General features: G+C 45.5%; 9 protein-coding genes. 5 read left to right on the forward strand and 4 right to left on the reverse strand.

Annotated elements, in window-relative coordinates; all coding sequences use genetic code 11:
• The first annotated feature begins 12 nt into the window (after nt 1-12).
• Complete coding sequence (gene dfsP / locus ACXLDX_RS01565) at nt 13-660, forward strand: DUF166 family (seleno)protein DfsP (protein ID WP_457575431.1); 648 nt, start codon at nt 13-15, stop codon at nt 658-660.
• Between the two features lie 51 nt (nt 661-711).
• Here the strand turns inward: dfsP and rbr are convergent, their stop codons facing one another.
• The 4 genes from rbr to ACXLDX_RS01585 all read right to left on the reverse strand — a co-directional run bounded on the left by rbr (nt 712) and on the right by ACXLDX_RS01585 (nt 4,189).
• Nucleotides 712-1,287 carry a rubrerythrin gene (gene rbr, locus ACXLDX_RS01570; protein ID WP_457575432.1) on the reverse strand — a complete coding sequence of 192 codons (576 nt, stop codon included), beginning with the start codon at nt 1,285-1,287 and terminating at the stop codon, nt 712-714.
• Nucleotides 1,288-1,300: 13 nt separating this feature from the next.
• The gene (locus ACXLDX_RS01575; protein ID WP_457575438.1) at nt 1,301-1,492 is read right to left on the reverse strand and encodes a ferredoxin; all 192 of its coding nucleotides are present in this window, start codon (nt 1,490-1,492) and stop codon (nt 1,301-1,303) included.
• 199 nt (nt 1,493-1,691) lie between these two features.
• Nucleotides 1,692-2,567 carry a DUF2279 domain-containing protein gene (locus ACXLDX_RS01580; RefSeq protein ID WP_457575433.1) on the reverse strand — a complete coding sequence of 292 codons (876 nt, stop codon included), beginning with the start codon at nt 2,565-2,567 and terminating at the stop codon, nt 1,692-1,694.
• A gap of 149 nt (nt 2,568-2,716) precedes the next feature.
• Complete coding sequence (locus ACXLDX_RS01585; RefSeq protein ID WP_457575434.1) at nt 2,717-4,189, reverse strand: ATP-binding response regulator; 1,473 nt, start codon at nt 4,187-4,189, stop codon at nt 2,717-2,719.
• Nucleotides 4,190-4,717: 528 nt separating this feature from the next.
• Here ACXLDX_RS01585 and ACXLDX_RS01590 point away from each other — a divergent pair.
• The 4 genes from ACXLDX_RS01590 to ACXLDX_RS01605 all read left to right on the forward strand — a co-directional run bounded on the left by ACXLDX_RS01590 (nt 4,718) and on the right by ACXLDX_RS01605 (nt 10,162).
• The gene (locus ACXLDX_RS01590) at nt 4,718-7,828 is read left to right on the forward strand and encodes an FAD-dependent oxidoreductase (RefSeq protein WP_457575435.1); all 3,111 of its coding nucleotides are present in this window, start codon (nt 4,718-4,720) and stop codon (nt 7,826-7,828) included.
• A 23-nt stretch (nt 7,829-7,851) separates the two neighbouring features.
• On the forward strand, nt 7,852-8,388 hold the full coding sequence (locus tag ACXLDX_RS01595) for a hydrogenase iron-sulfur subunit (protein WP_457575436.1): 537 nt from the start codon (nt 7,852-7,854) through the stop codon (nt 8,386-8,388).
• A 176-nt stretch (nt 8,389-8,564) separates the two neighbouring features.
• On the forward strand, nt 8,565-9,227 hold the full coding sequence (locus ACXLDX_RS01600) for a methylenetetrahydrofolate reductase C-terminal domain-containing protein (RefSeq protein ID WP_457575437.1): 663 nt from the start codon (nt 8,565-8,567) through the stop codon (nt 9,225-9,227).
• Nucleotides 9,228-9,229: 2 nt separating this feature from the next.
• Complete coding sequence (locus ACXLDX_RS01605) at nt 9,230-10,162, forward strand: methylenetetrahydrofolate reductase (protein WP_228857126.1); 933 nt, start codon at nt 9,230-9,232, stop codon at nt 10,160-10,162.
• Nucleotides 10,163-10,164: the final 2 nt, after the last annotated feature.

The raw sequence follows: 10,164 nt of genomic DNA on the forward strand, positions 1-10,164 counted from the left end.
AGAAAATAAAAAATGGAATCACGACAACGATTGATGATTTTTCAACAGAATGGCAGTGGTGAACAGAAAATTGCCGGTTTGAAAAAATATGGAAAAGATTTGTTTGATATTGAGATTTTTGAAATAAATGAGGAGCTTCCTCCCGTGGTGGATGATACTTCCGGATATTTGCCCGAGGATCTTTCCTGTGACCTGGTTCTCGATTTCCTGACTCACCAGGATTTATCCTATGATCTTGCAGCGTTGTGCGCGAAAAAACAAATTGCCATCGTTTCTTCAGGAAAGAAAATTCCTTCCAGATGGGTTATGACACCTCCGACCTGATGTGGTCTTCCAGAGCAGGCTGCTCTTGGTAAATATGGGGAAAAATTTGGAGCTCCACAATTCGAAGTTGAAGTGAAGGACGGGAAAATAGCAAACGTCAATGTATTGCGAGGTGCGCCGTGTGGTGCCACATGGGAAGTGGCTGAACGACTGATCGGCCATCCTGTGGAAGATGCAGGCCGAAAAATCGGCCTTGAAACACAGTTCTACTGTTCTGCTGACCCGGCTGGCTGGGATCCTGTCCATGGCAAGAGCCCCGTCCATTTTGCCGGTAAAATCCATGACAGGGAATTACAAAAAGCGATAAAAAAAGTATTTTCTCTTATGGAAGAGTAGCTGCCGGAAAACTCCTCACGGAGCAATTACCCCTGTGAGGAGTTTTGTTATTCACCAGTTCTTTATAAATATCTCAAAAAATCCAGCGGGCTTGACACAGGCGGGGCATTTATCCGGCGGTTGTTCTCCTTCATGCAGATAACCGCAGTTCAGACATTTCCACATGACTGATTTCGTCCTGACGTACGCTCTGTCTGCAGCAAGGTTATCCGCAAGTTCCCGGAACATGATCTCGTGGTGTTTTTCAGCCACATTGATAGCATGGAAGGTGTCCGCAGCTCTTTTGAAACCTTCTTCTTCGGCCACAACAGCAAAGACACTATACATTTTATCGTGAACATAGAGTTCTAGTTCGGCTGAAGAGAGAAGGTTGCTCCCTGTGTCACTGATCACTCCGGCGGGAAAAATGCCGCTGATTTCCATTTCTCCACCGTTGAAAAATTTGAAAAACCGCAAGGCGTGTTCAAATTCCTGTGCCGCAGTCTCATCAAAAATTTTTGCAATCTGAGCGTGTTGTTCTTCCCTTGCCCTGATTGCAAAAAAATTGTACCTGGTGCGTGCCTGGGCCTCAGCTGAGTATGAGAGCAGCAGATTATGGGCGGTTCTGCTTTCCCGGAAGCTGACCATAAGTCCTCCGCGGTTATTCTTCAATTATTATGGCATCAGCACCACATTCGTCCGCTGCCTGTCGTACCAGAGTTTCAAGATGTGCAGGAATTTCATCAAATTTTACGATGGAAAGGAGTTGATCTTCATCATATTCAAATACTTCCGGACAAAGTTTATTACAATTTCTGTCACCCATGCACTGACTGGTAATTTTTGCCTTTATTTTATTTCTCCTCTTTATTTGTCTATGCTTTTTATTATACCGCTATTTGCGGAGCTTTGTATAAAGATTGAACAATTGTCTTTTATCCCGATTGTCTGTGTGTCACTGGAAAATTAAAAATCCTTACATATGATTAATATGCCGCGCATGTGCCGGACGTAATTTCGTTGCTGATCAGAGAATTCATGTGAAGCCTGGATCAGTCAAGGTCGTGTGAAGCTTTAAGCACTGTATATGGCAGCTGCAGATATTCAAGAACCTTACCGGTTTTCTTGAAATCATTCTGGTAGAAAAATCTGGAAAGATTTATGGTAATACCACCGTAGAAAGCTCTCTTTTTACTGACCTCTTCGGTATCGTATCCCCTGGAATAATAACCGGCATGCAGTTCGAGATATTTTAAAAAGGTGTTTTCGATGGCATCAAAACCGTCAAGTTTCAAAGCTATGGAATAGTACTGGTTAGAGTAGTCATCGAAAATATTATTGACATCCACGTTGAAATAATACTCGACTCTGAAATCAATTTTCCTGTCAAGTTCAGGATAGTTTTCCATCAGCATACTGGTCAGGGCGCCAAATGTGTTCATCACCATATCTTCCCAGGAGAATCCCTGAGAATCACTTGTGGCATCCCCAAGCTCCATGGCCGCCTGCACAACCCACGCTGAAAGCGCGCCATATGTATTAGCTTTTTGTGAGTCATATCCCCAGCTTTTATAGAGGCCGGTCAGAGCGTCTGAAAAAGTGTATGTTGCCCAGAAATGACCGAGTTTATCAGCCCCGCCATATTTGGAATCTTTTTCGAACCAACCCTCGTCGGCATTGTGAAATCCTGAAGAACCATAATCCCATGTTGCCAGACCCCATATACCTATGATTGCAGCAGATGCCGTAGTGGTGTAGAACATTTTCTCTTCTTTGGGTAAATCACTCCACCAGCCCCCTTCAGACAGGTTGTCACTAGAGGAAGACGACGAAGAAGGAGTGTTTTGCAGGGCCAGAGAATTGAAGGGTGTAACTGTCAGAATGAAAAAGGTGAGTATTGTCAGATAAGTAATTTGTTTATAGTTCATTTTTTCATAGGGTAGATTGAATTTTTGGTTAAAAACAGAGACCTGATTCGTGACGAGATTTCAAATAAACAGCGCATCAGCATTGTTACTCCATAGAGCCAAGTTACGTCAAGTATTGCTTGAGTCAGGCTATCCATTTTTCAGGAATTTCACTGATGGGAAACCGGAAGAAGAACAGTGAATGTTGTTCCCTTGTTTTTTATACTTGTGACACTGATTTTTCCATGGTGGGAATCGACAATACTTTTAACAATAGCCAGTCCCAGTCCTGTTCCCTGGATTCCCCTGGTATTCTCATCTTTTGCTCTGAAGAACCTGGTGAAAATATTGGGGAGATCTTCCTTGCTGATCCCGTAGCCGGTATCTCTTATCTCTGTCTTGAGGTAGTCATTTTCGTGAATTGCCGAGATTGTAACCCTGCTTTCAGGGGGTGAGTATTTTATACTGTTTGTAATCAGATTGGAAAAGACCTCTTCCATGTTCTGCCTGTTGGCAAATATCCGGGGCAGGTTTTCTTCAACAGTCAACTCAATCCGGGTCTGTTTTTCATTCGCGTAGGGTGAATGGAAAGCAACCTGTTCCTGTAACAGCGAGGCCAGATCAACCTGTTCTTTTTCATGGGCAATCAGGCCGGATTCGATTCTGGAAAGATCGAGGAGTTCCGTGACAAGATTATTGAGACTGAGAATTTTCTCAGATGCTCTTTCAAGGATCTCCTTCTGTTTTTCCGTGATATCACCCGCCAGTCCATCAAGAATGATTTTCAGCTGCATCAGCAGCGAATTCATAGGGCTCCTGATTTCATGGGAAACCATGGAAACAAAATCAGACTTCATCTGATCCATTTTCTTCAGGGCGGTAATATCGTGGAGCACGGTTATTGTGCCAAGGTTTTCATTTGTCCTTCCCCTGAAAGGGGCGCATCTGGCGCTGTAGATCTTGTCCTCCCCTTTTTCATCAACCACCTGGATTTCATTGGTGATTTCGGAAAAAGTGTTGGGTTCCATGGCGAGAGCTTTATCGATTGCATCCCTGATCTCCTGATTGGAAATAATGTCTTTCACCTGTTTTCCTATGACCTCTTCACCGTGATAACCTATCATATGGAGAAAAGAGGGATTAGCCTGGACAATATTTTCTTCGGAATCGGTGGTCATCACTCCATCGGTCAACCTGTTGACCATAATTTTCAGGCGGGATTTGGAGTCGGTAATATCCTGGAGGGCCATGGTGTATCGCAGGGATTTGTTGACAACCGCCCTGAGCTGGTCCGGTGTGAAGGGTTTTGGAATAAAATCGAAGGCACCTTTTTTCATGGCTTCAATGGAATGTTCCAGTGTCGCGTATCCGGTAATGACTATGACCACCGTATCCGGGTGTCTTGCCCTTACCTGGGAGAGCACATCAAAGCCTGAAATTGAAGGCAGCATGAGATCCACCAGAATGATATCGAAATGGCGCTCCTGTATCATCTGCAGTCCCTGTTCCCCGTCCGGGGCAACTTCCACACTGTAACCTTTGTCGGTCAATACTATTCTGCAGGCATCACGAATCCTCGCTTCATCGTCGATAACAAGAATTTTGGGTTCTCTATGGAATTGTATTTCTGCCGGACGGCTCATATCCTGCTCCTTAAGACTCTGGGAATGAAATGAAAAATATATTGTCGGGAGGTGTTATTTAACACCCTATTTCTAAAGGTGGTTATAAAATCATAGAGTTGCTACCCCTCCCCTCTGTGAGGAGTCACTTGTCTCTGCATGTAATAATAAAAAATGAGGTCCAAAGCAAATGACCATTTGAGAAAAATCATTTTCCTGACACTTTTATTAACAGACTGAAATATTTCTTCTTATCAAATACTATTTATGGTTTTTATCATTTAAATATATTAATATTGTTGAATTGAAAAAAAGCTATGATATCAACATTTATCTATTGTAGTATTCGCAGGTCGAAACCATAAAATGATTGTAATTACCCACAGGAATTCCAGTTTTCACAGTCTCTTTGAATGGTACAGGCAGGCAGGGCAAACCAGAGAGTCGGTAAAAATTTATGGCAGGTGAGCGATTACAGTCCAGAGGTAATAAAGGCGTGGAGTTATTAACCCCGTGAGTAGTTACAAACGATTGTCTCAATGAACTATTTTGATCAGTACCTGCAGTCTTTCCGGCAATGATTTCAGGGACCGGCAAGATGTAAAGGGGCTTGATTGTATGGAGGATCTTGATGTGACCAGGATTACCCCCGGACAGGAAGTAAAAAACAGGATAGGTTCAGTACTGGTAGTTGGAGCGGGCATTGGAGGAATGCAGGCCTCACTGGATCTGGCCAACAGTGGCCTTCTGGTTCATATGATCAATGATGAACCTTCCATTGGTGGTACCATGTCCCGCCTCGATAAAACTTTTCCCACTGGAGATTGTGCAATGTGCATGATTTCTCCCCGAATGGTCGAGTCCAGCCGACATCCCAATATCAAGATGCATACCATGGCCGGTGTAAGAAAAGTGTCCGGTCAAAAGGGAGATTTTACTGTCACGATTGAACAGAAAGCCAGGTATGTGGACGGCGACAAATGCACCGGATGTGGTGCCTGTGAAGAAAAATGTCCCACCAGGGTACTTGATTTTTTCAATCAGGGTCTGAATAAAAGAAAAGCAATTTTTGCTCTTTTTCCTCAGGCAGTTCCCAATACCCGTGCGATAGATGGGGATTACTGTCTTTTTCTTACCAGGGGAGTATGCAGAAAATGTGAAAAGGTCTGTGATGCTGATGCCATTAATTTTGATGACAAGGATAAACTGTATGATATCAGGGTGGGGTCGATTATTCTCACCCCGGGACTCAAAACCTATCAGCCTGAAATCAGACAGGAATTTGGTTACGGCAAACACGCCAACGTAGTAACCTCACTTCAGTTTGAACGACTGCTTTCCGCTTCGGGCCCCTGTGGTGGAACCGTAGCCCGACCGTCTGATGGCGGGCATCCCAAAAAACTGGCCTGGATTCAATGTGTCGGTTCCAGGAATGAACACAACGCGAATCCCTGGTGTTCATCAGTCTGCTGTATGTATGCTGCAAAACAATCCATTATTGCCAAGGAACATGACAAAGAAGTGGATTCCACTGTTTTTTATATGGAACTGCGGGCTTTCGGCAAGGATTTCGACAAATATATAGACAAGGCAAAAAAAGACGCGGAAGTTACCTATAGAAGGGCTATGGTTTCCGAGGTTCTGGAAGATCCGGAGACAAAAAATCTTATCATCCATTATATTGATGAGAACGGAAAACTGGTGAATGAAGAATTCGATATGGTGATTCTTTCAATCGGTTTTGAGCCCCGGGAAGACGCTGATGAATTTTCAAAGATTTTCGGTATCGACACTGACGAGTATGGATTTGCCCAAACCTCGAAACTCCGCCCGGTGGAAACCAGCAGAGACGGGATCTATGTCGCCGGAACCTACCAGGGGCCAAAGGATATCCCGGAGACGGTTATTCAGGGGAGTGGCGCAGCTTCATTGAGTATGGCGCTTCTTGGTGAATCCAGAGGGACTGAAGTGGAAGAAGTTGTCCTGCCGCCGGAGACTGATATTGAAGGGGAAGAACCGAAAATCGGTGTTCTTGTCTGTCATTGCGGCACCAATATTGCCGGAACCGTGGATGTTCAGAAGGTTGCTGATATAGCGGCCGAGACACCGGGAGTAACCCATGCAGAAACCATCGTTTATGCCTGCGCCCCGGATGGCCAGCAGAAAATAAGGGATGTTATCAGGGAAAAGGGTTTGAACCGGGTAGTGGTGGCTTCCTGTACACCCCGAACTCATGCCCCGCTTTTTCAGGATACCATTCGCGAGGTGGGATTGAATAAATTCCTGTTTGAACTGGCCGACATTCGTGAGCAATGTTCCTGGTGCCATATGAGTGAAAAGGAGAAAGCCACGGAAAAAGCTATTGAAATCGTTAAGATGAATATTGCTAAAACCCGGCTGCTTGATCCGGTTAACACCAGCTCTGTTGGTGTAAATCACACCGGTCTGGTGATTGGTGGTGGAATCGCCGGCCTGACTGCTGCGCTTTCCCTGGTTGAGCAGGGGTATGAGGTTCACCTTGTTGAAAAACAGGATAAGCTAGGAGGTCTGCTCTCCCGGGTTCGTTCCAATCTTGAAGGAGATGATGTCACATCATTTTTGAAAGAAACGATAAAAGCAGTGGAGAACGAACCGGCAATTACCCTTCATCTTGGGGCTGAAGTGGAGAACATTGACGGTTTTGTCGGTAATTTCATAACATCACTCAGTAATAAAGAGACAGTTCACCATGGGGCAATTCTCATAGCGACAGGAGGAGTTGAATACAGCCCGACAGAATACGGATATACGGATTCGGACCGGGTTATCACCCAGCGTGAACTTGAAGATATGCTTGCGGCGAGGGAACCTGATAACAGGGAAACTTATGTCATGATCCAGTGCGTGGGATCCAGGGAAGATCCGAATAATTTCTGTTCCAGGATCTGTTGTCAGGATGCCCTGAAGAACAGTATCGCCATCAAGGAAAAAGCACCAGAGGCCCAGGTTGTTGTTATCTACCGGGACATGCGCTCTTATGGTTTGAAGGAAGATTATTATAAGAAAGCCAGAGATCTTGGTGTTATTTTCCTGCTGTATACCCCGGATGACAAGCCGGAAGTTGTTCCTGGTGAAAATGGTGTGAAGGTTACTGTTTCAGGGAAAGTGCTTGGTAGACAGATAGCTATAGATGCAGACTATGTGGTGCTGTCAACCGGGCTTCGTCCCCAGCCGGACGGGGAAGAGTTGTCCAAGAAATTTAAACTGACCCGTAATATCGAAGGCTTTTTCATGGAAGCCCATGTGAAACTCAGACCGGTTGATTTTCCCAGTGAAGGATTTTTCCTTGCGGGGCTGGCTCATGCACCGAAGAACCTGGAGGAGACAATCGGTCAGGCACAGGCTGCAGCCGGTCGTGCCGGTGCGCTGCTGTCCAATGAGAGTCTTACGGTTTCCGGAGTTATTTCCAAACATAATCGGGATATCTGTATGTCATGTCTGATGTGTGTGAAGAAATGCCCATTCGGAGCTCCGTTTATTGATGAGGATGGCAGAGTCAGTCATAACGAAGTGAAATGTACGGGATGTGGAATTTGTGCGGGTGTCTGTCCTGCCAAGGCATATCAGGTCAATTATTTCAGGGATGATCAGATTCTGGCAATGATAGATGCGGCAACATAGGACCATGAAACAGGATAAAGAAGATGACATCTGAAGCAGAAAAGATTCAAGAATCGAACAGTCCGGAAAATCCCGGACATGTACCGGAGGGCTGGCAGCCCAATATAATAGCTTTTGCCTGTCACTATTGTGCGTTTGCAGCAGCAGACCTTGCGGGAGTAATGAGGTTGCCTTACCCGACCAATGTGAAAGTTGTGCGTTTACCCTGCACTGGGAAACTTGACCATGCCTACCTGTTGAGAGCTTTTGAAAGGGGGGTTGATGGTGTGTTTGCGGCCGGCTGAATGGAGGGTCAATGCCATTTCCTGGAAGGAAATACAAACGCCGTAAAGAGAATTAAAAAAGTTAAGGGATTGCTGGAACTGGTGGGAGTAGATCCACAACGGCTTGAGTTTTTTCATTTATCTGCGGCTCAGGGGCCGAGATGGGCGGAAATTTGTACCGAGTTTACTGAAAAAATCAAGGCGTTGGGGCCATCACCAATCTGGCTTGCATTAAAAAAGAAGCAGGGGTCCACGGAAAGTACTGAACAGGTTGCCGGGGAGGCTGTCCAGGAATAGGTGTTTTTTCTCAAATTAAAGCCATTTTGAAAAATAAGCGCAGTCATATAAAGTGTATTACGCATTATTTTTTATTCAAAATAACGCGGAGTTTGGGAAAAAGGGCATTCTCGGATGACCTCCGAGTCCATGTCTGCCTGAGGAACTGAGGTTAATGAAGAAGGAGCGGAGAGACTATGATAGTAGGTGAGCAGAAACCATTTGATGAAGTATGGGAGATGGTCAAAGACCATAAACAGCTTACAGTCTTCGGTTGTAATACTTGCGTTGCTGTCTGCCACCAGGGAGGGAACAAGGAAGCTGAAATCCTTGCCTCTCTTCTCAGGATGCGGGCTACTCAGGAAAGTGTGGATATTGAGATTGTCCATGGCGGTATTGAACGCCAGTGTGAGCATCCTTTTTTTGAGTCAGCACAGGAACTTCTGGAAAAAACTGAAGCGGTTTTGAGTCTGGCCTGTGGAATAGGGGTACAGTTTATGGCAGCAAGATATGAAAGTACACCTGTATATCCGGCACTGAATACAACTTTCCTCGGAGATGTTCCTGAGGATGGCCTGTTTATGGAAAAATGCCAGGCATGTGGTGATTGCGTTTTGGGGATTACTGGTGGTGTCTGCCCTGTGACCCGATGTTGCAAACGATTGTTGAACGGTCCGTGCGGGGGGTCAACCATGGGCAAATGTGAAATTTCAAAGGATATAGATTGTGCGTGGCAGCTTGTTGTCAATCGTCTTGACGCACTTGGAAAAATGGAGGATTACGAGAAAATAACTCCTGTCAAGGATTGGTCAAAAGACCGCGCAGGTGGACCTCGGTCATTTAAAGTGGAGGGGTTTTAATCGTGGAACTGAAAACGAACAGCAGACTTGAGAAAATACTGAAAAGTGGACATCTTGCGGTAACCAGTGAGTGTGGACCGCCCAGATCCAGTGATCCCGCAGGAATTATAAAAAAAGGTGAGTTGATAAAAGATCATGTGGATTCCATAAATATAACTGATAATCAGACTTCCGTAACCCGTCTCTGCAGTCTGGCCGCCTGTGTTCATCTAAAACAGCAGGGTCTTGATCCTGTTCTGCAGATGGTTGTAAGGGACCGGAACAGAATTGCATTGCAGAGTGATATCCTGGGGGCTGCATCATTTGGCATAAACAATATGCTTTGTCTGTCCGGGGATCATCAGAGTTTTGGCGATCATCCAGCCGCCCAGAATGTTTTTGATATCGACTCCATGCAGCTTATCCAGACAGCACGGCATATGCGGGATGAGGGTAAGTTCCTGGGGGGTGATGCCATTAAGGTTCCTCCTAATCTCTTTGTTGGTGCTGCGGCTAATCCATTCGCTGATCCGTTCAAGATCCGGGTTCCCCGTCTTGCCAAAAAAATAGCGGCAGGGGCTGAATTTATACAGACTCAGTGTGTTTACAATCTTGATAAATTTGAAGAATGGATGAAAGGGGTCTGTGACCGCGGACTTCACGAGAAGGTTTTTATCCTGCCGGGGATAACGCCCATGCGATCAGTGGGTATGGCCAAATACCTGCGTCGTGCTGTGCCTGGAATGGATGTTCCGGAGGAGCTTGTCAAACGACTTTCAGGAGTTCCCAAGGACAAGCAGGCAGATGAAGGAATTACAATTGCCGTTGAGGCCATGCAGAGATTGAAGGAAGTGAAAGGTGTTGCAGGTTTTCATGTGATGGCCATTGAATGGGAGGAAAAGGTTCCTGAAATGGTTGAGCGGGCCGGTTTATACCCGCGTCCGGAAATTGATTGATA

The organism is Desulfomarina sp., from assembly GCF_054039375.1.

Bases quoted from the DNA above. Each gene is read 5' to 3' on its own strand.
- rbr (WP_457575432.1), bottom strand. From the start codon at position 1,287: ATGGTCAGCTTCCGGGAAAGCAGAACCGCCCATAATCTGCTGCTCTCA.
- ACXLDX_RS01580 (WP_457575433.1), bottom strand. From the start codon at position 2,567: ATGAACTATAAACAAATTACTTATCTGACAATACTCACCTTTTTCATT.
- ACXLDX_RS01585 (WP_457575434.1), bottom strand. From the start codon at position 4,189: ATGAGCCGTCCGGCAGAAATACAATTCCATAGAGAACCCAAAATTCTT.
- ACXLDX_RS01600 (WP_457575437.1), top strand. From the start codon at position 8,565: ATGATAGTAGGTGAGCAGAAACCATTTGATGAAGTATGGGAGATGGTC.